The sequence below is a fragment of the Nocardia donostiensis genome, assembly GCF_002081715.1.
GTDB lineage: Bacteria > Actinomycetota > Actinomycetes > Mycobacteriales > Mycobacteriaceae > Nocardia > Nocardia donostiensis.
The window spans coordinates 1-23102 of sequence record NZ_MUKP01000038.1 but is presented as its reverse complement, the minus strand read 5'-3'; the positions used below and the strand labels follow the sequence as shown (position 1 = coordinate 23102).

At 67.9% G+C, this 23102-nt stretch carries 21 protein-coding genes and 1 pseudogene; 7 read left to right on the top strand and 15 right to left on the bottom strand.

Annotated features, from left to right (window positions below; genetic code table 11):
• Positions 1 to 262: 262 nt before the first annotated feature.
• A complete protein-coding gene (locus B0T44_RS20620; protein ID WP_077121436.1) occupies positions 263 to 892 on the bottom strand; it encodes an NAD(P)-dependent oxidoreductase in 630 nt (209 codons plus the stop codon).
• A gap of 113 nt (positions 893 to 1005) precedes the next feature.
• On the opposite strand from B0T44_RS20620, the gene B0T44_RS20615 reads away from it, so the two are divergent.
• Positions 1006 to 1428 carry a winged helix-turn-helix transcriptional regulator gene (locus B0T44_RS20615; RefSeq protein ID WP_077121434.1) on the top strand — a complete coding sequence of 141 codons (423 nt, stop codon included), beginning with the start codon at positions 1006 to 1008 and terminating at the stop codon, positions 1426 to 1428.
• Positions 1429 to 1573: 145 nt separating this feature from the next.
• Here the strand turns inward: B0T44_RS20615 and B0T44_RS20610 are convergent, their stop codons facing one another.
• The 3 genes from B0T44_RS20610 to B0T44_RS20600 all read right to left on the bottom strand — a co-directional run bounded on the left by B0T44_RS20610 (position 1574) and on the right by B0T44_RS20600 (position 5611).
• Positions 1574 to 2248 carry a potassium channel family protein gene (locus tag B0T44_RS20610; RefSeq protein ID WP_254854250.1) on the bottom strand — a complete coding sequence of 225 codons (675 nt, stop codon included), beginning with the start codon at positions 2246 to 2248 and terminating at the stop codon, positions 1574 to 1576.
• Positions 2238 to 3665 carry a TrkH family potassium uptake protein gene (locus tag B0T44_RS20605; protein ID WP_081512429.1) on the bottom strand — a complete coding sequence of 476 codons (1428 nt, stop codon included), beginning with the start codon at positions 3663 to 3665 and terminating at the stop codon, positions 2238 to 2240. The genes B0T44_RS20610 and B0T44_RS20605 overlap by 11 nt, the downstream gene beginning before the upstream one ends.
• Positions 3666 to 3853: 188 nt before the next feature.
• A complete protein-coding gene (locus tag B0T44_RS20600) occupies positions 3854 to 5611 on the bottom strand; it encodes a proline--tRNA ligase (protein ID WP_077121429.1) in 1758 nt (585 codons plus the stop codon).
• Positions 5612 to 5669: 58 nt separating this feature from the next.
• On the opposite strand from B0T44_RS20600, the gene yaaA reads away from it, so the two are divergent.
• A complete protein-coding gene (yaaA, locus tag B0T44_RS20595) occupies positions 5670 to 6446 on the top strand; it encodes a peroxide stress protein YaaA (RefSeq protein WP_077121426.1) in 777 nt (258 codons plus the stop codon).
• A 370-nt stretch (positions 6447 to 6816) separates the two neighbouring features.
• Here the strand turns inward: yaaA and B0T44_RS20590 are convergent, their stop codons facing one another.
• The 3 genes from B0T44_RS20590 to B0T44_RS20580 form a co-directional block, all read right to left on the bottom strand.
• Entirely contained in the window at positions 6817 to 7704 is an 888-nt protein-coding gene (locus B0T44_RS20590; RefSeq protein WP_077121490.1) for an LLM class flavin-dependent oxidoreductase, read from the bottom strand.
• Positions 7705 to 8000: 296 nt separating this feature from the next.
• Positions 8001 to 8537, bottom strand: coding sequence for a hypothetical protein (locus B0T44_RS20585; RefSeq protein WP_139348015.1), 537 nt, complete (start codon positions 8535 to 8537; stop codon positions 8001 to 8003).
• 21 nt (positions 8538 to 8558) lie between these two features.
• Positions 8559 to 9362 carry an alpha/beta fold hydrolase gene (locus tag B0T44_RS20580; RefSeq protein WP_077121422.1) on the bottom strand — a complete coding sequence of 268 codons (804 nt, stop codon included), beginning with the start codon at positions 9360 to 9362 and terminating at the stop codon, positions 8559 to 8561.
• Positions 9363 to 9519: 157 nt separating this feature from the next.
• On the opposite strand from B0T44_RS20580, the gene B0T44_RS20575 reads away from it, so the two are divergent.
• Together B0T44_RS20575 and B0T44_RS20570 are read left to right on the top strand one after the other, a co-directional pair.
• Positions 9520 to 10776: a GAF domain-containing protein gene (locus tag B0T44_RS20575; protein WP_077121420.1), complete on the top strand. Its 1257-nt coding sequence runs from the start codon at positions 9520 to 9522 to the stop codon at positions 10774 to 10776.
• 16 nt (positions 10777 to 10792) lie between these two features.
• Positions 10793 to 11236, top strand: a complete 444-nt coding sequence (locus B0T44_RS20570) for a PPOX class F420-dependent oxidoreductase (RefSeq protein WP_077121417.1) — start codon at positions 10793 to 10795, stop codon at positions 11234 to 11236.
• 4 nt (positions 11237 to 11240) lie between these two features.
• Here B0T44_RS20570 and B0T44_RS20565 read toward each other — a convergent pair whose 3' ends face one another.
• From B0T44_RS20565 to B0T44_RS20555, 3 genes are all read right to left on the bottom strand, one after another.
• The gene (locus tag B0T44_RS20565; protein WP_077121488.1) at positions 11241 to 12725 is read right to left on the bottom strand and encodes an MFS transporter; all 1485 of its coding nucleotides are present in this window, start codon (positions 12723 to 12725) and stop codon (positions 11241 to 11243) included.
• A 23-nt stretch (positions 12726 to 12748) separates the two neighbouring features.
• A complete protein-coding gene (gene cobA, locus B0T44_RS20560) occupies positions 12749 to 14011 on the bottom strand; it encodes a uroporphyrinogen-III C-methyltransferase (protein WP_077121415.1) in 1263 nt (420 codons plus the stop codon).
• A 370-nt stretch (positions 14012 to 14381) separates the two neighbouring features.
• The gene (locus B0T44_RS20555; protein WP_077121412.1) at positions 14382 to 15761 is read right to left on the bottom strand and encodes a DoxX family protein; all 1380 of its coding nucleotides are present in this window, start codon (positions 15759 to 15761) and stop codon (positions 14382 to 14384) included.
• A 285-nt stretch (positions 15762 to 16046) separates the two neighbouring features.
• Here B0T44_RS20555 and B0T44_RS20550 point away from each other — a divergent pair, with 285 nt between their 5' ends.
• Positions 16047 to 17177 (top strand): phosphotransferase family protein, encoded by a 1131-nt coding sequence (locus B0T44_RS20550; RefSeq protein ID WP_077121409.1) that lies wholly within the window; start codon positions 16047 to 16049, stop codon positions 17175 to 17177.
• Positions 17178 to 17223: 46 nt separating this feature from the next.
• Positions 17224 to 18354 carry an Rv3169 family protein gene (locus B0T44_RS20545; protein ID WP_077121407.1) on the top strand — a complete coding sequence of 377 codons (1131 nt, stop codon included), beginning with the start codon at positions 17224 to 17226 and terminating at the stop codon, positions 18352 to 18354.
• 180 nt (positions 18355 to 18534) lie between these two features.
• On the opposite strand, the gene B0T44_RS20540 is transcribed toward B0T44_RS20545, so the two are convergent.
• Positions 18535 to 18885: a cupin domain-containing protein gene (locus tag B0T44_RS20540; protein ID WP_077121405.1), complete on the bottom strand. Its 351-nt coding sequence runs from the start codon at positions 18883 to 18885 to the stop codon at positions 18535 to 18537.
• 72 nt (positions 18886 to 18957) lie between these two features.
• Between B0T44_RS20540 and B0T44_RS20535 the strand changes: the two genes are divergently transcribed.
• Positions 18958 to 19977, top strand: a complete 1020-nt coding sequence (locus B0T44_RS20535; protein WP_081512425.1) for a GlxA family transcriptional regulator — start codon at positions 18958 to 18960, stop codon at positions 19975 to 19977.
• Between the two features lie 300 nt (positions 19978 to 20277).
• Here B0T44_RS20535 and B0T44_RS20530 read toward each other — a convergent pair whose 3' ends face one another.
• The 4 genes and pseudogenes from B0T44_RS20530 to B0T44_RS20515 all read right to left on the bottom strand — a co-directional run.
• Positions 20278 to 20646 carry a cobalamin biosynthesis protein gene (locus B0T44_RS20530; RefSeq protein ID WP_077121402.1) on the bottom strand — a complete coding sequence of 123 codons (369 nt, stop codon included), beginning with the start codon at positions 20644 to 20646 and terminating at the stop codon, positions 20278 to 20280.
• Entirely contained in the window at positions 20627 to 22180 is a 1554-nt protein-coding gene (locus B0T44_RS20525; RefSeq protein WP_077121399.1) for a cobyrinic acid a,c-diamide synthase CobB, read from the bottom strand. The genes B0T44_RS20530 and B0T44_RS20525 overlap by 20 nt, the downstream gene beginning before the upstream one ends.
• Before the next feature lie 22 nt (positions 22181 to 22202).
• Positions 22203 to 22817 (bottom strand): cob(I)yrinic acid a,c-diamide adenosyltransferase, encoded by a 615-nt coding sequence (cobO, locus tag B0T44_RS20520; RefSeq protein WP_077121396.1) that lies wholly within the window; start codon positions 22815 to 22817, stop codon positions 22203 to 22205.
• A gap of 66 nt (positions 22818 to 22883) precedes the next feature.
• Positions 22884 to 23102 (bottom strand): annotated as a pseudogene (locus tag B0T44_RS20515) (magnesium chelatase); the annotation flags it as partial.

Below are 23102 nucleotides of genomic sequence, written 5' to 3'. Positions count from 1 at the left end.
TCGCGCTGCATTCCGAGAGCAGGGCATCTCTTCGTATTTCGGTCCAGCAGTTCACGTGACCTCCTCCTCCCTGAATGAGGGGATTGCAACCTTTGCGAGTTGGGCTTCGGAGTTCAGCGCATACAGCTGGAAGGGCAAGCGTTGCACAGTCTTACGTCCGCTTCGCCGGGGCCACGTCTCCGCCGACCCGGCAGCGATAGCCCGGGACTGTGCCCGAAGCGCTGATCTCCGCCTTAACGCAGAGGTTTGCGCGTTACGTTCGCTAGGTCACCGCGAGATGCTGCCGGTGGTGTCGGGGAGTGTCGATTTCGTCGAGCACGGTGACCGCGAAGTCGGGGTAGGAGATGCGGGTCGCCATATCACCGTGGGCACGGATGTCGTAGCGGCCGGTGCGTTCACCCTCGTGATCGAAGTCGCCGGCCGGGCTGATGTAGAGCCAATCCAGGGCGCCGCCTTCGGTACGCAATATCTCCAGACCGGCGGCGTGGGCGAGGCAGAAGGGGCGGAACTGGGCGGGGGAGCCAGGCGTGTCCAGCAGCCGCGTGCCGTCGGGGCCGGGTAGCAGGGATGCCAGCCCGATGGCGATCAGCCTGTTCACGCCGGCCTGCGGGAGGGCGGTGACGAGGGCTTTCGTGGCGTTGGTGAAGAAGGCGTCTGCTTCCTGCACGACAGCTGCCGCGTTGATCGCCGCATCGTGTCCTGCCGACAGCTCGGCGACCGTCGCGGTGTCGGTGACGTCGCCGGTGGTGATCTGTACCCCGCTGTCCTCCGGGCCGGTATAGCGCGCAGGGTCGCGCACCACTGCGGTGACATTGTGGCCGCGTCGGCGTGCTTCGGCGACAGCCCGGCGGCCGGCGCGCCCACCCGCGCCGAAGATGACGATTCTGCTCATTGCTGGAAATACCTTCCGTCGTATGAATGCTCTAAGAAGGTATTCCGAGGGGTGGTTACCGCCTGGATACCGAGGCGCGGAAACCACTTCCGAACTGGGAGGCAGGAGAGACCATGACCGATCGGCAGCCGCTGTCACGCGATATGTTCGACGAACTCTGCCCGTCCTCGCTGCTGCCGTTCCGGTTCGGCGGCAACAAATGGGCGCCCCTGGTTATGCGCTGCCTCGAAGACGGGCCACGCCGTTACTCCGAACTCCGTGTACCGCTGCACCGCGTGACCCCGAAGGTGCTCACGCAGGCCCTGCGCGGGTTGGAGCGGGACGGGCTCATTTCCCGCGCCGAATATCCCGGCCCGGTGCTGCGGGTCGAGTACGCGCTGACACCGCTCGGCCGCAGCATGCTGGAGCCGCTGTACGCCGCATGCGCATGGGCGACAGACCACTGGGACGAGCTACTCGACGCGAGGGAGCAGAACACCGCCCCGCAGGCGGGCAGTGCGGTCGACGCGGCCACCGCGAGAACGGCAGCACCGTGAGCGATGCCGGGAAGCGCGCCGGCGCAGGGCAGCCGTCGTCGATCAGGTGATCACACCCGTGGCGATCGAGAGCCGCCCGGTGACACCGCCGTGGACCGCGCATACCCGCAGCCTCCAGCATGTTGCTCGGCGAACATCCGACCGATCAGGTGAGGTCGGCGAAACGCTCCACTTCCTGGATGCGGCCGGACACGATGAGTTCGTCGCCTTCCGCGACCACCGTGTCCGGGGTCGTATAGGTGAACTCCCCGCCCCGCCGTTTGATCGCCACCACGGTGATATCGAAGTGGTGGCGTAACCCGCTGGCGGTGAGGGTTTTGCCGATGCTGGTCTTCGGTGCGCTGGTTTTGGCCATCGCATAATCGGTATCGAATTCGACGTAGTCGATCATGCGGCCGGTCACCAAATGCGCTACCCGTTCACCCATATCGTGTTCGGGGAGCACCACGTGATGGGCGCCGACACGTTCCAGGATCTGGCCGTGGCGGCGGCTGGTCGCTTTCGCCCAGATCCGGGGGATATGGAAATCCGACAGCAACGAAGTGGTGAGGATGCTGGCTTCCATATTGCTGCCGATCCCCACCACAGCATGCGGGAAATCCGGCACCCCCAGCTGTTCGAGCGCGTCCATATCGGTGGTGTCGGCGACGGCGACGTGGGTCAGTTCGTCGGAGAATTGCTGTACCAGGGTGGGATTCGCGTCGAGGGCCAGCACTTCCGAACCCTGGCTGATCAATTCGCGGGCAAGCGCGCCGCCGAAACGGCCGAGCCCTATCACCACCACTCGGGTGCCGTATTTGCGTGGCGTTCTACCCGACAATGGGTCGCTCCTCAGGTAGTTCGTAGCGGCGGCCACGGTCGCGCAATGCGAGCGCGGTCGCCAAGGTGATCGGGCCGATCCGCCCGATGAACATCAGGCAGGTCAACACGATAAGACCGGCATCGGGTATGTCGGCGGTGATACCGGTCGACAGGCCGACCGTGCCGAAGGCCGACACCACTTCGAACAGCACCACATCCAGGTCCATCCCGGTGATCGATAGCAGTGTGATCGTTCCGGTGACGACGGCGCCGATACCGAGCAGCGCGACGGTGACCGCCTGCCGCTGCACGGCCACGGCCAGCCGCCGCCCCATCACGTGCACGGTGGGTTCGCCGCGGACTTCGGCGATGATGACGAAAGCCAGCAGCGCGAAGGTGGTCACCTTGATACCGCCCGCGGTGCCCGCGCTGCCGCCACCGATGAACATCAACATGTCGTTGATCAACAAGGTGGACGAATGCATCGCGCCCACATCGACGGTGTTGAACCCCGAGGTACGCGGCGACAATCCGTGAAAGCCTCCGACCAGCAGTTTCTCCAGCCCACCGAACGGGCCCAAGGTCGCTGGGTTGGACCACTCGAAGGCGGTGACCGCGACCATCCCGAACACGGCGAGCGCGATATAGGTGATGAGGGTGATCTTGGTGTGCAGCGACCACCGTCGCGGGCTCGCTTCCCGCGCCCGGCAGCGGCGCACCGATCTGGCCACCTCGAAGACCACAGGGAAACCCAGCCCGCCGATGACGAACGCTGCGGTGATCGGGACGATGATCCACGGGTCGGTGGCGTAACCGACCAGGTTGTCCCGGAACAGCATGAACCCGGCACTGTTGTAGGCCGACACGGAGTGGAACACGCCCAGATACACACCCCGCCACCCGGTCTCCCCATAGCCGATCATGAAACGCCCGATGAGCGCGAGCGCGACGACCGCCTCCACCAGCAGGCTCATCCGGATCACGCCGGTGACCACTCGGCGGCTCTCGCCCAAGCGCACCGTTTTGGTTTCCGTCTGCGCGACCAACTGCATCCGCAGCCCCATCCGCCGGGCTACCAGCAAACCCAGCAGCGACGCCGAGGTCATGATCCCCAGGCCGCCCACCTGGATCAGGCCGAGGATCACCAGTTCACCGAACAGCGACCAGTGGCTTTCGGTGTCGACGACGATCAGGCCGGTGACACACACCGCCGACACCGCGGTGAACAGCGCCGTCACCGCATCGGTGATGTTCCGCGACTCCGTCGATACCGGAAGCATCAGCAGCACCGTGCCGGCCGCGGCGGCGACCCCGAAACCGAGCACCACGAGCCGCGCCGGATGCCGTGGCTCCGTCAGCCACTGCCCGGCTCGCTGCGCCGCCGCGAAGCGACGCACCCGGTGAGAACGGCCCGCGACCCGGCCCGCACCAACCATTCGCTCGTTCCTCTGCTCGGGCCGTACTGCTCCACGCTGCGCGGCCGCTGCCCATCGATTCGCGCGAAAGCTACTCGAGGCCGAGGCCCAGCGCAATGACCGCGGCCTCGGCCCGCCGGAAGGTTTCGCCGGGAATCAGGCGAATGGGACAGATCGCCGCCCGGAAGGCCCTCCGACGGCAGGCAGCGTCAGCCGCGCACCCGGGCGACGGTGGTCTCCACCACCGAATCGGCCGGGATCTCCTGAGTCTGTCCGGTGAACCGGTCGCGCAACTCCACCGTGCCCTCGGCCCATCCGCGCCCGATCACCAGCACCAGCGGCATACCGAGCAGTTCGGCGTCCTTGAACTTCACGCCGGGTGAGGCGGTGCGGTCGTCGAACAGGACATCCAAGCCCTGAGCGTTCAGCGCGGTGACAACCTCTTCGGCACCCGCGCGGGCGGCCTCGTCCTTGTTGGCGACGACGACGTGCACGTCATACGGGGCGATCTCGGCGGGCCAGCGCAGCCCCTTCTCGTCGTGCTGCTGTTCGGCGATGACGGCGACCATGCGGGAAACGCCGATGCCGTAGGAGCCCATGATGAGGCGGACGGGTTTGCCGTTCTCGCCGAGCACGTCGACCTCGAAGGCGTCGGTGTACTTGTAACCGAGCTGGAAAATGTGGCCGATCTCGATACCGCGGGCGGCGACGAGGGTGCCGCGGCCGTCGGGCGAGGGGTCGCCGTCGCGGACCTCGGCGGCCTCGATGGTGCCGTCGGGGGTGAAATCGCGGCCTGCGACCAGGCCGACGACGTGTTTACCTGCCTCGTCCGCGCCGGTGATCCAGGACGTCCCTGTGACGACGCGGGGGTCGACCAGATAGCGGATGCCATTGGCTTGCAAGGATTTCGGGCCGATGTAGCCCTTCACCAGGAACGGGTTGGCGGCGAAATCGGCTTCGGTGAGCAGTTCCACTTCGGCTGGTTCGACGGAAGCGCCGAGACGTTTGTCGTCGACCTCGCGATCACCAGGGATGCCGATACCGACGATCTCGGTTTTGCCGTCGGGGTGGCGCAGTTTCACCATCACGTTCTTCAGCGTGTCGGCGGCGGTGACGGGACGGCCGTAGCGTTCGGCGAGACCGGCACTGTTGGCCCAGTCGACGAGCGAGGCGATGGTGGGAGTATCGGGGGTGTCGTGCACGACGGCGTCGGCCTGGCCCTCGATGGGCAGCGGAGCGGGAGCCGGAGTGATCACGGCTTCCACGTTCGCGGCGTAACCGGACTCCCGGCACACCACGTAGGTGTCCTCACCGACGGGGCTGTCGGCCAGGAATTCCTCCGACGCGCTACCGCCCATCGCGCCGGAGGTGGCGGCGACGATCACATACTTCACACCGAGACGAGCGAAAATACGCTGGTAAGCCTCGCGGTGGGCGTCATAACTGGCCTTGAGGCCGTCTTCGTCGAGGTCGAAAGAGTAGGAGTCCTTCATCACGAACTCGCGGCCGCGCAGGATGCCCGCGCGGGGACGTTCCTCATCGCGGTATTTGGCCTGGATCTGGTACAAGGTGACCGGCAGATCCTTGTAGGAGTTGTACTCGCCCTTCACGGTGAGCGCGAACAACTCCTCGTGGGTGGGGCCGAGCAGGTAGTCGGCGCCCTTGCGGTCCTGCAGACGGAACAGGGCGTCGCCGTATTCGGTCCAGCGGTTGGTGGCCTCGTAGGGGTCGCGCGGCAGCAGTGCGGGCAGCGAAATCTCCTGGCCGCCGATGGCATCCATCTCCTCACGCACCACCTGTTCCACCTTGTGCAGCACCCGCAAGCCCAGCGGCAGCCACGAGTAAACGCCCGGCGCGATGCGGCGCACGTAACCGGCGCGCACCAATAGTTTGTGGCTCGGCACCTCGGCGTCGGCGGGGTCGTCTCGCAGGGTCCGGAGGAACAGTCGGGAGAGGCGGGTGATCACGGTTGCACAGGGTAGTCGCTGCCCTGCCGCTGCTCACAGCGCATTACCGTATTCGTTCGTGCTGGTGCTGCTCCCTCCCTCCGAAGCCAAGTCCGATGGCGGGTCCGGTGCCCCGCTCGATCTGCGTGAACTCGCGTTTCCGCAGCTCACCGGGGTGCGTGAGCGGCTGGTCGAGGAGTTGGTCGGCTTGGCGGCCGATCCTGCTGCTTCCCGCGCCGCACTGGGGCTCGGTAAGACGGATGGACCGATCGCACACAACGTCGCGCATCACATCGCGCACAACGCAGCGCTGCGCACCTCCCCCACCCGGCCCGCGCTCGAGCGGTATACGGGAGTGCTGTACGACGCGTTGGGCACCCGTTCCTTCACCAAGGCGCAGCGGGCGAAGGCCTACGCCCGGCTCGCCATCGGGTCGGCACTGTTCGGGGCCGTCCGCGCGGGCGACCCGATTCCCGCCTACCGACTGTCCGGCGGCTCCAAACTCCCCGGCCTGCCCACCCTCGCCGCAGTATGGAAAGACCATCTCACCCCCGCCCTGGGCGCCGAAACCGACGGCGAACTGGTGATCGACCTGCGGTCCGGTGCCTACCAGCAGCTCGGGAAGGTGCCCGGCGCGATCACCGCCAGTGTGCTCACCGAGCACGCCGACGGTTCACGCATCGTCGTCAGCCACTTCAACAAACACCACAAGGGTCTGCTGGCCCGCGCGCTGGTACTCACCCGCGCCGAACCCACCGATATCCGTGCCGTCGCCCGTGTCGCCACCAAGGCGGGATTACGCATCGAGATCGCTTCCCCCACCGAGCTTCTCGTCATAACCCAGCCCACGGGTTGAGATAACGCGCCTCGCTTGTGGCATCTGGTGGGCTGAAGGCACGTTGAGCGATATCCTGCCTTGGACGCGGACGTTGCACGTCGGTTGACGCACCAACCACGGCCGCGTCCAACATGAGCTGCTCGTTTGACATCCTCCCTCGCCGAAGGGAGTGGATTCCGATCCTCGCGAGTTGGATTTCGGAGTTTCACCGCAAGTAGCCGGAAGGCCGAGCCGTGCCCAGTCTTACGTCCGCTTCGCAGGCGTTCCTGTCTCCGCCGACCCGGCAACGCCAGCCCGGGACTGGTCCAGATGCGCTGACCTCCGCCTGAACGCGGAGGTTTACGCGCTACATTCGCCGGTCACTCGGTGTGACGGTTGGTCTCCCTGTTCACTCGCCGCTGCGGCTGTCGTCGCCCCAGCCGACTTCGTCGAGGGCATCGGCGAGCATGCCGACCTGGTCGGACGAACTGGAGGTAGGCAGCAGCATCAGGTCATCGGCGCCTGCGGCGGCGATCTGCGCGACTTCGGTGGCCAGTTTCGCGGCGTCGGTGATCAGGTCGCCGCGCAGCTGGGCGAACATTTCCGGGCCGTAGTAGTGCTCGGCGTAGGTTTCGGCGGTTTCCTGCGCGCCGTCGCCGAGACCGAAGTAGCGGACCGCGACGATACGGGGGTTGCCGGGGCGGCCCGCGCGTTCCCATTCCGCGCGGACGGCCTGGGTGCCGCCGGTGAGCAGATCGATGCTGAACGCGGGTGCGAGCCAGCCGTCGGACAGACGGGCGGCACGGCTGAGACCGGCGGGCACCATACCGGCCAGCAGCAAGCCCGGGCGGCCGTCCGGCAGCGCGGAGACCGGGCCTGCCGCGCCGGACAATTCGCCGCGCCAGACGCGTTGGAAGGTGGCGATGGTGGCCTCGAACGCCGCACCGCGGCCGGTCATGGGCACCTCGGTGACGTTGTAGTCATCAGGCCAGGCGCCCATGCCGAGGCCGACGGTGAGCCGTCCGCCGGATAGCCGTTCGAGCGAGGCGAGCTGTTTGGCCAGCACCATCGGGCTGCGGTGGTAGCCGGTGTTGAGCACCGTGGACACCAGTTCGATGCGCTCGGTTTCGGCCGCCGCGAACGACAGCGCCACCACGGGGTCCAGGCTGTCGTATACCAGACGGTCGATCACTCCGAGCGAACGGAAACCGCGTGCCTCGGCTTCCGCCGCCCATTTACCGACCACCTCGACGTCAGTGCCGGGAACACCAGCGGGCAGTCCAATTCCGATCCGCAACTTTCCTCCTACGATAACTCCTGAGCTCCCGCCGATAGCTTCGAGCAGGGTTGAACGGATCCCGGCAATCGCCATCGGCAGCGGATCGAGCCTAACGCTATTCGCTTACCGCATAACCGCTTTCGGCGCGACCCGAGAAGAGCTGCTGTAGACGCCGCATCAGGCGTGTAGTGGACCGACCACCGGAAACGCGGCTGAACCGACGCTGTTCACCACCCTCGACTTCGGCGGCGAAACGGCGGTACCCCGGAGGACTGTACTGTCCTCCGGGCTCCGTCACCTCGCAGCGGCGGCCCTCATCGCGCCCTGGCGCAGAGTCCGCTGCTCGCAACCAGCGACCCGGCCTGCCGGGTAACAGCGGGGAACGTCGCCGGGTCCGCGGCGAAAGCCGACAGGTGGATCACCCGTTGCGCCACCGCGGGCTCGAACGGTTCGACACGGTAGGTCTTGGTCCAGCCGAACGGGACCAGATGCACCCGCTCGCCGTGTTCCTCCAGCCGTTCGGAGAGCTCGGCCAGCACATCGAGGGTGTCGGCGAGTTCCGAAAGCAGCTCGTCGACACCTGCCGTCGTGCGGTCGAAACGGTTGCCGAGGACACGCAGATGGCCGTTGACGACGATGTAGGCGGCATCCGTTTCGGCGACCATCCGGCGCACGATCCGTGCGGCGGCATCGGCGAGTGCGCTGTCACCCGGTTCGACGCCCACTGTCACCAGCAGGCAGTCGAAGAACGGTCTGCCCACCCAACTGGTGTCCGCGAACTCCACCGCACACGGCCCTTCCTCGGTGACCGTGTACTCGAAACGCCTGCATCGATCAGCCACGATGCGCATGAGCCGCACCACCCGGATTTCTCACAGAAACTCGCCGAGAACCTCGTTGAACCGGTCCGGTTCCTCGAAGAACGGAACGTGGCCGCTGTTGTCGAACGGCACGACCTTCGCATCCGGCAGCTGCCCGGCCAGCCATTCGTCGAGCGGGCCGGGGAACACCTTGCTGCGTGTGCCGTAGGCCAGCAGGGCGGGAACATGCACATCGGGCAGGACGTGGCGCAGATCCGAGTAGACCAGGTCGTACCAGATGGCTTTCGCGATGGACGTGGGCGTTTTCGTGGTTTCGGCGTACACGGCGTCGACCACGGCAGCTGAGGGTTCCTCGGCGAAACAGGAAGCAATGAACGGTTTCGCCACCGTAGGGCGAGCATGTTCGAGACCCTGCACGAATACCGCGAGATCGACGGGGGTGTACCCGCCGACCAGCGGGAAATCCCAGCCGTCTGCGGACAGGAACCGCGGCGACTGGTCGACGAACGCCACCGAACGCAGCCGGTCGCACCCGAACTGGCTGATATAGGACAGGGCCACGCCGGTGCCCATCGACCAGCCGACCAGGCACACCTCGTCGAGGGCGAGAACATCCAGCAGGCTGCGGACATCGCGCGCGTACTGGGCGACGGTATGGCCGTCATCGGTTTTGCCGGAATTGCCGTGGCCGCGGAAATCGGGGACTACCACCCGATTACCCGCCGACAGGGCCGGAATGTTCTGCTGCCAGAAGGTGGTGTTCATCGTCCACCCGTGCAGCAGCACGACAGGACGACCGGAACCGTGCTCCTCGTAGAACATCGGCACACCGTCGGGCAGTTCGAAATAGGGCATTACACCTCCATACGATCGAGCTATCGTCCCGAACTGTCCATCAGGGTTGTCGCGCAGCCAATCCCGCGGCGGGGGGTTGCACAGAGGCTGCAACCAGCTTGATCACGATCGGTCCCGATCACGTGCGGTGACCTCGACGCCGTAGTTTCATGACGACATGAAGGAAGCAGCTGATGAGCGCAGTGGCGGCACCGGACTCAGGCGGCACGATGTGCGCGCCTCGTGGAAACGCGCTCATCAACTGGGTCTGCATCCTGACCGGCATCTGCCGCGGCTCGCCCTGAGCGAGGGCGAAATACGGCGGCGGCGTGTGGAGGGGCCCTTGGCCGCTGTCTGGCCGGTGCTGCTGTCGACGCTGAGCAGCGCGGTGTCCGAACCCGGGCACCTGCTGTTCGCCGGTGACGCCGACGGCAATCTGCTGTGGGTGCTCGGCGACAGCGCCGCCCGCCGGACCGCCGAACGCGCCCACCTGGTCGCGGGCGCGAACTGGAGCGAGGCCGACGCCGGAACCAACGGCGTGGGCACCGCCCTGGCGTTGGGCAAACCGTTCCAGGTGCGCGGGCCGGAACACTATCTGTCGGTCGCCGCCGGCTACACGTGTTCGGCCGCGCCGATCCGCGACCCCACCACCGGAGCGATGCTCGGCGTCGTGGACGTCACCTGCCGCACCCGCGATACCCGGCCGCTGGTGCTGCCGCTGGTGTCGGCGGCGGCGCGGCTCGCCGAGGCGCGGCTGGCCGAGTTGCGGTTGCGCCGCGACGCGCAGATCCGCACCCGCTACCTGGAGCGGCTGGTGCGCCGCCGCGGTGAGCAGTCCGCGCTGCTGACCTCCGACGGTCGCATCGTGCACGCCGAACCGCCCGGCTGGCTGCCTTCGGTCTGGCCGCAGCCGCTGCGGGAAGGCCCGACGACGCTGCCCGACGGCAGGCATGTGGTTGTCGAACGACTGGCTGGCGAATTCCCGAGTGGGCCGTTCGCCGTGTACTCCGCCGACCGTGCGGAACCGCGGGCGCATCTGTCGGTGCTCGGCCGCCGCACGGCACGGATACGCATCGACGGGGTGGAGCACACGCTCGGGCTGCGGCACAGTGAAATCGCGGTGCTGCTGCTGGCCGAACCGGACGGCCTGACCGCCAGAGAGCTGGCCGGCGCTGTCTACGGCGCGGCGGGCAAACCGGGCACCATCCGCGCCGAGCTGACCCGGTTACGCGCCCTGCTCGGGTACCGGCTCACCGCCAACCCCTACCGGCTGACCGGTGTCGGCGCCGATTTCCTCGAACTCGAATGCGAGCATCGGCGGCCAGGGGAGGTCTCCGCCGGGCTCCCCGGCCTGCTGCTGCCGGATTCGCACGCACCGGGGATCATCCGGTTGCGCGAGCGGCTGCGGCGGGCCGCCGCAGCACTGCCCTGCTGATCCGAACGGCATCGGAATGACAACGGGCCCCGCGGTGTTCGCCTACAACGTGACCGAAATTGTGTTCTCCGATGCGTTGAAGAAAATCCTGGACGAAAGCCTCGTGTTCGCCACGGTGGCGACCGTCGGCCGTGACGGGCGACCGCACCAGACCGTGGTCTGGATCGACCGCGACGGCGACGAACTGCTGTACTCCACCACGGTGGACCGGGCGCAGGCCAAGAACATCGCACGTGATCCCCGGATATCGGTGCTGATCCTGGCGCCGGACAACCCGTACTCGTACGCCGAGATCCGGGGCACCGCAACACTCACCCCCGACCTGGACCTGGCGCTGCCGGACCGATTGGCGCGCAAGTACACCGGCAAGTCCTATGCCGAGTTCAACCCGGATCCGTCGAACGACGGCGACCGCGTCGTGATCCGGATCCGGCCGGACAGGATCACCGGCCACCTCTGACATCTCAGGCGTCCTGCGCGGCTTCCTGCGCGTGCTGTGCCCTGGCCACCTCGCCTGCGGTGTAGCGCAGCGTCAGTGCGATCAGGCCGACCAGCAGCGAACCGAATGCGGCGACCAGCAACACCAGGGTGTAGCCGCTGCCGAGCGCGGTGATCTCGGCGGGCGTCATATCGGCGGGTTTGCCGGTGCGCCCGCCCTCGGACAGGGTGCGCGACGCCGCGATCGGGGTGAGCACGCCGATCGCGATCGGGGTGCCCAGGTTCAAGAACATCTGGCCGATCGCCGACAGCGGGCCGATCTCATCCGGCGGCACACCGACCAGCACGCACAGCGGGATCAGCACCATCGCGATACCGATACCGAAGCCGATCACCAGAAACAGCGGCAGCAGGGTGGTCCAGTACTCCGTCTCCGCGTCGAGGGTGGAACCGTAGTACAGCCCGGCGACCAGGATCACCGACGCCGTGACCAGCAGCCAGCGGGGCGCTACCCGCATCGCCAACTTGGTGGTGACCGCGCTGCCCACCCCGACACCGACGGTGAACGGGATGAACGCGACACCCGCCGACAGCGGGCTGTAGCCGATCACGTTCTGCACGAACAGGCCCGCGAAATAGGTGGTGGCGCCCAGCACGCCACTGGCGAGCAGGATCACCACGAAGGTGGCGACCCGGTCGCGGCTGTCGAACAGCGACCACGGCAGCAGCGGGTTGTCCACATATCGTTCGGCGAATACGAACACCACCAGCAGCAGCACACCCGCGATCAGTGATCCGATCACCGGCCAGCTGTCCCAGCCCAGCTCCGGGCCTTCGGTCGCGCCGAACACGATGCCCGTGCAGGCCAGGGTGCCGATCACCGCGCCACGCACATCCAGAGTGAGCCGCTGGTGGGTGGTGTCGCGCAGCGCGAACACCGCGCCCAAGATGATCAGCGCGCCGATGGGCACATTGATCAGGAAGATCCACCGCCAGCTGGCCTCGGTCAGCGCACCACCGACCACCAGCCCGCCGACCGAGCCGAGCGCCACCATGGAACCGAAGATCGCGAACGCCTGGTTGCGCACTTTCCCCGGCGCGAAGGTGCTGGCGACCAGTGCGAACGCGGTCGGCGCCGCCAGCGCGGCCCCGGTGCCCTGGAAGGCGCGCGCGGCGATCAGCATCGCCTCGTTCTGCGCGAGCCCGCACAGCAGTGAGGCCAGTGTGAACAACGAGACGCCGAGCACGAACATGCGCCGTCGCCCGAACGAGTCACCGATCCGGCCGCCGAGCAGCATCAACCCGGCGAAGGGCAGGCCGTAGGCGGTGATCATCCAGGCACTGCCCGAACCGGACAGGCCCATTTCTTCTTGCAGGCGGGGCAGCGCGAGAATCACCACGGTGCCATCGAGCACCACCATGAGCTGCAACCCGCTCAATATGAGAATCGCGAGCCCGAAAGCCCGCTTGGTCACCGGATACTGCGTCGTCGTCGCGGGGTTATCGAGCACGGTGAGCAACTGTAATCGAGGGGCTACTCGCCGGTCGGTGCGGCATCGGTGGCCGCGAACCCGGCGGTGGGGCCGATCACCACGATCGCGGGCGGGCGGATCCCCGCACTGCGGACACGGTCGGCCACATTCGACAGCTGCGCCCGGACCACCCGCTGCGTGCGCAGGGTGCCTTCCTGGATGACGGTAGCCGGTGTGTCGGCCGGGCGGCCGCCGTCGAGCAATGCGGTGGCGAACTGTTCGATCCGTTCCACAGCCATCATCAGCACCAGGGTGCCGCGTAAGCCGGCCAGCGAAGACCAGTCGACCAGCGAGTCCGGGTGGCCGGGCGGGAGGTGGCCGCTCACGACCACGAACTCATGGGTGACGCCGCGGTGGGTCACCGGAATACCTGCGCTGGCGGGTACGGAGATCGGGCTGGTGACGCCGGGAACCACCGTCACTGGAACGCCCGCGGCGAGGCACGCTTCGACTTCCTCGTAGCCGCGCCCGAACACATACGGGTCGCCGCCTTTGAGCCGGACCACGAACTTGCCCGCCTTCGCGCCCGCGACGAGGGTCGTGTTGATCGCATCCTGGGCCATCGCCCGTCCGTACGGGATCTTCGCGGCGTCGACCACCTCGACATCGGGACCGAGTTCGGCGAGCAGTTCCGGCGGCGCGAGCCGGTCGGCGACCACCAGGTCGGCGCGGGCCAGCAGACGGCGGCCGCGCACCGTGATCAGGTCCGGGTCACCGGGGCCGCCGCCGACGAGCACGACACCGGGAGTCACCGGGGCCGGATCATCGGTGACCACACCGGATTGCAGCGCCTCCAGCAGCGCGTTGCGCACCGCCGCCGACCGTTTGTGCGCGCCGCCGGCCAGGACACCGAGGGTGAGGCCTTCGTAGCGGGCGGTGGCCGGGGTGGCTGCGGTGCCGAGCCGGGCGTTGTCGGCGCGCACACAGAACACGTGCCGCCGCGTTGCCTCCGCGACGACGGCGGCATTGGTTCCGGGTTCGTCGGTGCAGGCGATCGCATACCAGGCCCCGTCCAGGTCGCCGTCGGTGTAATCGCGCAGCGTGAGCGTGAGCTGTCCTGCCGTGGCCATCCCCTCCACCGCCGCTGTGACCTCCCTGGCGATCACATGAACATCGGCACCCGAGGCGATCAACAGCCCCAACCGGCGCTGGGCGACCGTACCGCCGCCGACCACGACGACCTTTCGCCCGTGCAGATCGAGCCCGACCAGGTAGTTCTGCTCCCCTGCGGACGAGTGGACGGTATCGGCTGACGTATTCGGCACAAGGCTCGAGCCTACGGAACCCGCGCCCACCGCCCACACGCACCCGGTTACGGAACGCTGCAGGCCGGTGTCCCGCTCGCAGGCGGTCGGGCCTCATGGGGTCCGACCTCGACGGTCCTGGTGCCCGTGCATGTCGCACGAGACCGCCACCGACCCGCATCAGGACACCGCCGTCGACCACAGGCCTCGACGCGCAGGCCGGCCGACCAGCGAATCCGGGTGGCCGGCGGCACCAACCGGCAGTCCACCACGTCGCCTTGCCGTGAAGCGATGGTGCGACGTCGGAGCGTTGACCCGAGCCATCGCTCGCGCAGGCGGTTCCGGCCGGGTCGTTCCCGCCGCGGCATGCGGATGCGGTGTTCACCCGCGCTCAGCGGAAGTACGGATATTCCTGGATCCAGTGGAAACCGCGGCTGCGCAAGGGGAAACTGTTCTCGTCGACCCGTTCCAGTTCGATACTGGTGGGAGTGCCGTTCAGTTCACCGTCCAGGTGCAGACGGTCGGGTGCGGGCTGGTCGAAGGTGAAGGTGGCCAGCGGGGCTGTTTCGGCCGGGGCGGCGCCGGAGTCCGGGCCGGCCGGGGCTGCGGTGACGGTGATGGTGTGCGCGGCGGGGTCCACCTGAGCGGGGGCGGGCACCAGATCGCCGTTCATCCGCTGGTAGGTCAGCATGCCTTGGTTTTCGAAAACCACTCGTTGCCAGCGGGTTTCATCGGTCAACAGCGGTGGGACAGGCTGCCCGTCGGCGCGGAATTCGCTGACTTCCCAGATCCCGTAGAGCGGAGGCTTCGCCACGCCGCTGCCGTACATGTTCCAGGATTCCCACCCGACGTGCACAATCCCGGCCACCAGCCACACCGCGAGCACCGCCTGCACCGCGCCCCCGATCCGGCGGGCGCGGTGGCTGTCGAACAACCGCGGCTGCACCGCAGGATCAGCGCGCCGCTGCAACAGGAACATATCGGCCATCCGCCGTGCCTGCGGGGCCAGCAGCACCAGCGACAGCAGCAGCAGGTGGAACGACAGCAGTTTCACCGGAACATCGAAGGTCATGTTCAGCACGAACACCTGCGCCATGCTCACCAGGCTCAACATCGCGCCCAGGGTCGCGGTGCGCGGCAGCAACAACAGCAGGCCGCCGAACAGTTCCGCGCAACCGAGCAGGATCTCGTACACCGGTGAGCTGCCCACTTGCAACCACAGCACCGATGCGGGGCTCATCTCGCCGTAGGGTTGCAGCAGCGCGGTCAGCGACGGCGGCGGCATCTGCGTCGGGATCGCTTTCGCGATGCCGTAGAACAGCATCTGTCCCGCAAGAAGCAGCCGGATCACGGTGAAGAACCAGGCACCCAGCTTCGGATACGCCTGGCGGCGACGGTCGAGCACCGACCAGACGACGGTGACGGCCGCGGCGACGATCAGCGCACAGAACACCATCACCCATATGACGGCCTGGTCCCCGCTGCCGGACTCGCGCAGCACCGCTTCGACGCCGAACACTTCGCGGCCCACCCATTCCAGTGCCGGCTCCACCGTCTCCAGGGGCCACATCATCACCTGATCGGGCAGCCACTGGTGGGCGATACCGAGGAACACCATGATGGTCTGTCCGAGCATCAAGCAGAACAGCCCGAAGTAGACGATGGCGAAGCGCAGCGCGACCCTGGTCAGCGGATGCCAGCGCGGTATTTCGGGTTCGGGCCGGGTTTCCTCCGCTTCCCGTTCGGGAGTCTTCACACTGACCGCGCCCACACCGGACCCCTCACTGTTGTCGCCGATTCCACCACTGACCAGCCACCGCGCTCGGCCGAGCGGGGCCGTTCCGAAGCTAACGCACACCCAGCGGTGTCTGCTTCCGGGAAAACCCCTATTTCGTGGTCCATCCGTGGGCTGATATCGCCTCGCCCGCAGGCGATCGGCGAAACCGGCCCACCCCAACCTGCAACGCGTTACAGTTTCTCGGGGTGCGGGCGTATTCGGCGCCCCCTCGGCAACGCTGAGCCCGCGCTGTTTCCGCACGGTCTCAGGAGGACGATCATGCCAGGCGATCCCGCTCCCACCGATCGCCGCCGGTTGACCACCAGCGAACGCGACCTGGACACATTGGCCGCCGATCTGGCGCGTTGGCTCGCAGATCGAGTGGGCGCCGATCACGAACCGCAGATCAGCTCGCTGTCGCGCCCGCAGTCCGGCGGCTTGTCGAGTTCGTCGGTACTGTTCGACGCCACATGGGCGGTGGACGGAGTGCCGGAGTCGGGGAAGTTCGTGGCGCGGATGGCACCGGAGGCCGACGCGTTCCCGGTATTCGAAACCTACGACCTACCGACGCAATACCGGGTGATGGCGGAGGTCGCAGCGAGCACACGGGTACCGATACCGCCGCTGCGGTGGCTGGAAACCAGCGATACAGCTGTGGGCACACCGTTTTTCGTTATGGAACGTATCGACGGCTGGATCCCCGCGGACAACCCGCCCTATGTGTTCTGCGGCCCACTGTTCGACGCCACCGTCGAGCAGCGCGCCGAACTCGCGACAGCGACCGTCGACGTCATCGCGCGCATCCATGCCCTCACCGAACCGGCGCAACGTTTCCCCGCCTTGGCCGGACCGGGACAGGCGCTGCGCAGGCATGTCGACGCCCTCCGCGCCTGGTATCGGTGGGCACTCGCCGACGACGGCTACGACATACCGCTCATCGAACGCGCCTTCGGCTGGCTGGAACAGCGCTGGCCCGACGACCCCGGCCCCGACGTGTTGAGCTGGGGCGACGCCCGCCCCGGCAACATCATCTTCCACGAGTTCACCCCGGTGGCGGTCCTGGACTGGGAGATGGCGGCCATCGGCCCGCGCGAACTCGACCTGGCCTGGGTCATCTTCCTGCACCGCTTCTTCCAGGACATCGCCACCCGCTTCGATCAGCCGGGGTTACCCGATTTCCTGCGCCGCGACGACGTCGTCGCCCACTACGAGCACCGCACCGGGCACACCGTGCGTCACCTCGACTTCCATCTGGTTTACGCGGCGCTGCGGCATGCCATCGTGATGGCTCGGATCAAGCGCCGGATGATCCACATGGGTGAAGACACCGCACCCGAGGACCCGGACGACTACATCATGCACCGGGCATGCCTGGAGGCCATGCTCGACGACGCCTACCTCTGGGATTGACACGGCCGCAGCCGCAGCGGCAGACACAGAACGGGACCGACCGCAGATGACCGATACCGCCGACCGCACGCCCGGCGCCGCCCCCGCCCCCCTCGACGAATTCCCCATCCACCAGACCCCGCTGCCGATCAACCGTTCGGCGACCAGCGACCGCAATTTCTACGACCGCAGCTATTTCAACGCCCACAACCGAGATGGCGCAACCATGCTCATCACCGGGTTCGGTGTCTACCCCAACCTCGGCGTCGTCGACGCGTTCGCGGCGGTGCGGCGCGGCGACCGCATCCGGTCGGTGCGGTTCTCCGATGCCCTCGGCGATCGCGACCTGGCCATGCGGGTAGGCGGTTACCGCATCGAAGTCACCGAACCGCTGCGGCGGGTGCGGGTGGTGTGCGAACACGACGATCTCGGTTTCGACCTCACCTGGACCGGCGCGTTCCCCGCGGTACAGGAGCAACCGCACCTGATGCTCAGCGGCAACCGGCCGACCATCGAAGCGTCCCGGTTCGCCCAGGTCGGTTCCTGGGCGGGGACCCTGCACGTCGACGGCAGCGATACCGCGGTAGATGCGGATATCTGGACCGGAACCCGGGACCGATCCTGGGGTATCCGGCCCGTCGGGGAAGCCGAGCCACCCGGTCGCGCCGCCGAAGAAGGGGCGGGCGGGTTCTGGTGGCTGTACGCGCCGTTGCGTTTCGACGATTTCGCGGTTGTGGTGATCGTGCAGGAACAGCCCGACGGGCGGCGCACCCTCAACGACGCGGTGCGGGTGTGGCCCGATGGCCGCATCGAACAGCTGGGCTGGCCGCGGATCCGGTTCGACTACCGCTCCGGCACCCGGCACCCGCTGGGTGCTCGGATGGAGCTGACCACGCCGGACGGGAAGCCGCTCGAGCTCGAGATCCGCACCGTCACCGGGATTCCGCTGCACGTCGGCTGCGGTTACGGAGGAGACCCCGACTGGCAGCACGGTCAGTGGAAAGGCCGGGGTTGGTCGTCGTCGAGCAGCTACGACCTCACCGACCCGGCGGTCGCGGCTCGCGTCCCCTACGGCGTCGTCGACCATATTGCGCATGCTCGCTGCGGCGACGCCGAAGGCTGGGGGTTGTTCGAACACGCCAGCTTCGGCCGCCACGATCCCAGCGGGTTCGCCGACTGGTCGTCGGTGGCTCCTTAGTTGTCTCGAGCGCGTCCGGCGGCATACCCCGCATGATGCCGCCGGACGACGCCGGGTTGCCCGGCCGCGCGCAAGCTCGTCGCTCGGCGATGGCCGACCGGGCAGACGAGGCCCGAGGCCGGGCAGGGTGACTCGCCGCGGATTCGCGGAGGGGCCGAATCCGCGGCGAGACGGCGGGAACTACCCCAGGGGGTAGAAGAGGAACAAGGTGCAGCCGGTGGCGGTCTGCGGCACGTGCCAGGAACCGGCCGGGGCGTGAATGAACGAACCAGCCGGGTAGTCGCGCACACCGTCGTTGAATGTGCCGGATACGACGAACACCTCTTCGGGACCGGGCTCGTGCACGTCCACGCCCTGCCAGTGGCTGCCGGCATCCATTTCCAGGACGTATGCCGCCGCGCCGTCGCTGCCTTTCCACAGCGGGCGAAGCCGGATACCGGGAAACAGCTCCTTCGACGGCGCTTCGTCCACCGAAGCCCAGATATAGCCTGCCATCTGGGGGTTGTTCTCCGGACGCGCGAGTTCGGTCATGGGATCGATCTTTATGGGACGAGGGCATCCCGCGACAGTGTCGAGAAAGACATCATCAGGTACTTTCTTGCCATGAGCAAGATCGTCGAGGCAGACCCAGCGACGCGTTCGAGCACGGTCGGCGCCGGGCCGCGACATCGAGTAGTCGCCGTGGTACACGAACCACAGAACCCGTTCAACCTGGGTTGCGCCACCGAAGTCTTCGGCACCGCCAACTCGGCGCTGGAATCCCGCTACGACTTCCAGATCTGCACCGAACACCCCGGCGAGGTGGCCACAACGGCCGGGTACACGATGCTGGTGTCCGCCGATCTGTCCCTGCTGGAGACCGCCGACACGGTCATCGTTCCGGGCTGGCTACCGATACACGAGCCGATCTCGCCCGGCCTGCGGTCGGCCCTGCTGCGCGCGCATGAGCGGGGTGCGCGCCTGGTGTCCGTCTGCGCGGGTGCGTTCGCGCTCGCAGACACCGGGCTGCTCGACGGCCGCAGCGTAGCCACCCACTGGGCGGCCGCGGAGGAGCTGCGGGCGCGGTTTCCCCTGGTACGAGTCGAAACCGATGTGCTCTATATCGACCACGGCGATATAGCGACCAGTGCGGGCGCAGGCGCCGGAATCGACCTACTGCTGCATCTGGCTCGCACCGACCACGGCGCCGCTTACGCCGGGCTGCTGGCCCGGCAGCTGGTGATGCCGCCGCATCGGGAAGGCGGCCAAGCCCAGTACGCGCCGGCCCCTGTCCCGCCGCCGCGCGTCACCGGCGATTCCCTGGCCGCGCTGCAATACTGGATCAGCGAACGACTCGATCAGCCGATCACCCTCGCCGATATGGCCGCCGAAGCGAAACTGTCCCCCCGCACCCTGGCCCGCCGCTTCGCCGACCAACTCGGCATCAGCCCCGGCCGCTGGCTGCTGCTCCAGCGCATCAACGCCGCCCGCACCCTGCTCGAGGAAACCGACCTGTCCGTAGAGGCGGTCGCGCTCCGCGTCGGCCTGGCCTCGGCCACCAACCTACGCCGGCGATTCCATGCAACCCTGCACACCACCCCCGCCGCCTACCGCCGCGCGTTCCGCACCCGGGAACCGGCATAGACAACGACCGACCCGCGGGCGGAGCGAACCACCAGCAGCACCTCGCGTCCAGTTCTCCTCGCGCACGGTGCGCAGTGCCTCATTCGGCTCCGCGTCGTAGAGCGCGAGGTCGGGGCGTAGCACGGTGTCTGCCCCGAAGGCGGGATTCGCCGCGTCTACACACAGGTCTACCGCGTTCAGGCGAAGTCCCCGACCGCTGACCCTCTCGGCGAGAGAACGCCATGGCAGAAATACCTAGCGGATAGAAGCCCCTGCGGCGCGCCCGGACGAGGTGGTCGGCGACGGTGGCGGTAAGACGACTCAGCCAGCAGCTGTGGCGGCGATGACGATCCCGCCGACGGTGCGCTTGGGAAACAGTAGTGGGCCTCGGCCCGCAAGGAGGGCGGCGGCTTCGGCGACGCTCGGGGTGCCCAGGGCGGTGGCGGTGCGAGGCGACGGGCTCTGGACGTCGACGCGGGCGAGATCGCTCGCCGGGTAGGCGCGGAGCGGGACGTTCAGCGCGGTGGCTGCGGCGCGGAGGCCGGGTTCGACCGCGCGGCGGTCGATGGTCGCGAGGCAGACGATGCGGTGGTCACCCAGAGCCTCGCGCAGGGCGGCGAGGATGCGCGCGCTATCGGTATCCGGGCGCAGGCCGAGACCCACAGCCAGTTCAGTTGGTGGCGCGGGCATGGGCGAAGGTGGCGGCCGCGGTGACGAAACGGTGCACGGCTTCGGGGTTACCGGCGGGGTGGGTGTGCAGGTAGGAGGCGTGCACCCGGTGGATGAGAGCGCCTTCGCGTACTCGCTCGCCCCCGATCTGCCAACCCCAGGCGGGCGGAACACCGCCTGCAGAAACCAGGCGGGTGCGGTGGAATTCGTGTCCGCGCACCCGTTCCCCGGCCCGCCACAGCGGCGAATCGGCCAGCGCGACGGCTTCGCGATAACCGAGGGTGAGGCGCGGGCCGAATTCGGCATCGAGGTCGAGCACGCCGGCCATGGGATGCCCGTCCAATACGCGGGCCAGGTACAGCAGGCCCGCGCATTCGGCATGGATCGGCAGACCGCGCCGCGCCTGCTCGGCGACGGCCCTCCGCAGCGGGGTATTGGCGGCGAGGGCAGCGGCATGTTCTTCCGGGAAACCGCCAGGAAGCACCAGACCGCACACCCCGGCGGGCAATTCATCGTGCAGCGGGTCGAAGACCACCACCTGAGCGCCCGCGGCGGCCAGCAGCTCCCGATGCTCGGCATAGCCGAAAGTGAAAGCCGGACCACCGGCAACCGCGATGAGCGGCCCATCTCCGGGCGCCGCCCCAGCCTGGGCATATGCACTATCGGACAGACCGGATGCGCCGCCGAAGGACACGGGAGCACCTCCGGACGGAGTAGACACACCGCCGGACACAGCGGAGACAGCCGAAGCACCACCAGACGAAGCGGGCACGCCACGGACCTGAGCGGCCGCCGTCCGGAGGTGGTCCAATTCGCTTGCCGCGTCCCACAGGGGGCCGGGCGCGGTGGTCGCCGCCAGCGCCGCCACCGCATCGAGGTCGACGTGCTCGGCCACCAGGCCGGTCATCGCCGCGACCGCTGTCAGCGCGGCGGCGCCGTGTTCGACGGCAGGGATCAACCCCAGATGGCGAGACGGCACCTCGAGTTCGGCCAGCCGCGGCAACGACCCGAGCACCGGCAGGCCCACCCGCGCACAGGCGGCGCGCAATACCTGTTCGTGCCGTGCACTGCCGACCCGGTTCAGGATGACCCCGCCGAGCCGCACTGAGGAATCGAAGGTGGCGAAACCGTGCAACAGCGCCGCCAAACTCTGGCTGTGTCCCCTGGCATCCACCACCAGCACCACCGGTGCGCCGAGCAGGCCGGCGACCTGCGCTGTCGAACCCTCGGCCACCGGTCCGGGCGCGTTGTCGTCGATTCGCCCGTCGAACAGACCCATCACGCCCTCGACCACCGCGAGATCGCAGTCCCTGCTCCCGTGCCGATACAGCGGCAGCACCCGCTCCGACCCGACCAGCACCGGATCCAGATTGCGTCCCGGCCGCCCGGCCGCCAGCCCGTGATAACCGGGATCGATATAGTCCGGTCCCACCTTGAACGGGGCGACCCGATGCCCGGCTCGCCGCAGCGCCCCCATGAGGCCGGTGGCCACCGTCGTCTTACCGCTCCCCGATGCCGGAGCCGCGATCACCACACCCCGCACGGCGGAGGTCATCACCGCAAGCCCAAGGGGCCGGTCACCATTCGATGCCCCGCTGGCCTTTACGACCGGCGTCCATCGGGTGGCGCACCTTGGTCATCTCGGTGACCAGGTCGGCGGCCTCGAGCAGGGCCGCGGGCGCATCCCGGCCGGTGATGACGACGTGCTGGTTGCCAGGGCGGGTGCGCAGGGTTTCCACGACCTCGTCGACGTCGACCCAGCCCCATTTCATCGGGTAGGTGAATTCGTCCAGCACATAGAAGCGGTGCTCTTGTGCGGCGAGACGACGCGCGATTTCCCGCCAGCCCGCCAAGGCTGCGGCCGCGTGATCGGTTTCGGTACCCGGTTTACGGCTCCACGACCAGCCTTCGCCCATCTTGTGCCACTGCACGGGACCGCCCGCGCCGGTGTCGGAGTGCAGGCGGTCGAGCGCCCGGAATGCAGCTTCCTCACCGACCTTCCATTTGGCGCTTTTCACGAACTGGAACACCGCGACGTCGAAACCCTGGTTCCAGGCCCGCAACGCCATCCCGAACGCGGCAGTGGATTTACCCTTGCCCGGGCCGGTGTGCACAGCGAGCACCGGCTGGTTGCGGCGCTGCCTGGTGGTCAGACCGTCGTCGGGCACATTCTCCGGCACCCCTTTGGGCATCAGAACTCCTTGCTTTGCGGAAGTCGGGGATGCATGCCGTACCGGGCATCCCCGTTCGTCGATGGGTCAGGCTGCCCGTGGCGTGCCGGTCGAACCGGCCCGCACCACCTCGGCGACCGCGTCACCGGTGAGTTCGGCCAGTCGCAGGTATCCGCCACGCAAGGCCGCGGCCAGTTCGGCAGCCAACCCCAGCCGGACCATGCCGCGTTCACAGTCGACCACCATCGCGGTGACCGCCTCGCGCGCCAGCAGCGCGGCGGCGGCGCGGGCGCGCGGCACCGGGTC

Bases quoted from the DNA above. Each gene is read 5' to 3' on its own strand.
- B0T44_RS20620 (WP_077121436.1), bottom strand. From the start codon at position 892: ATGAGCAGAATCGTCATCTTCGGCGCGGGTGGGCGCGCCGGCCGCCGG.
- B0T44_RS20615 (WP_077121434.1), top strand. From the start codon at position 1,006: ATGACCGATCGGCAGCCGCTGTCACGCGATATGTTCGACGAACTCTGC.
- B0T44_RS20605 (WP_081512429.1), bottom strand. From the start codon at position 3,665: ATGGTTGGTGCGGGCCGGGTCGCGGGCCGTTCTCACCGGGTGCGTCGC.
- B0T44_RS20585 (WP_139348015.1), bottom strand. From the start codon at position 8,537: ATGCGCATCGTGGCTGATCGATGCAGGCGTTTCGAGTACACGGTCACC.
- B0T44_RS20580 (WP_077121422.1), bottom strand. From the start codon at position 9,362: ATGCCCTATTTCGAACTGCCCGACGGTGTGCCGATGTTCTACGAGGAG.
- B0T44_RS20575 (WP_077121420.1), top strand. From the start codon at position 9,520: ATGAAGGAAGCAGCTGATGAGCGCAGTGGCGGCACCGGACTCAGGCGG.
- B0T44_RS20570 (WP_077121417.1), top strand. From the start codon at position 10,793: ATGACAACGGGCCCCGCGGTGTTCGCCTACAACGTGACCGAAATTGTG.
- B0T44_RS20550 (WP_077121409.1), top strand. From the start codon at position 16,047: ATGCCAGGCGATCCCGCTCCCACCGATCGCCGCCGGTTGACCACCAGC.
- B0T44_RS20545 (WP_077121407.1), top strand. From the start codon at position 17,224: ATGACCGATACCGCCGACCGCACGCCCGGCGCCGCCCCCGCCCCCCTC.
- B0T44_RS20540 (WP_077121405.1), bottom strand. From the start codon at position 18,885: ATGACCGAACTCGCGCGTCCGGAGAACAACCCCCAGATGGCAGGCTAT.
- B0T44_RS20535 (WP_081512425.1), top strand. From the start codon at position 18,958: ATGAGCAAGATCGTCGAGGCAGACCCAGCGACGCGTTCGAGCACGGTC.
- B0T44_RS20530 (WP_077121402.1), bottom strand. From the start codon at position 20,646: ATGCCCGCGCCACCAACTGAACTGGCTGTGGGTCTCGGCCTGCGCCCG.
- B0T44_RS20525 (WP_077121399.1), bottom strand. From the start codon at position 22,180: ATGACCTCCGCCGTGCGGGGTGTGGTGATCGCGGCTCCGGCATCGGGG.
- cobO (WP_077121396.1), bottom strand. From the start codon at position 22,817: ATGCCCAAAGGGGTGCCGGAGAATGTGCCCGACGACGGTCTGACCACC.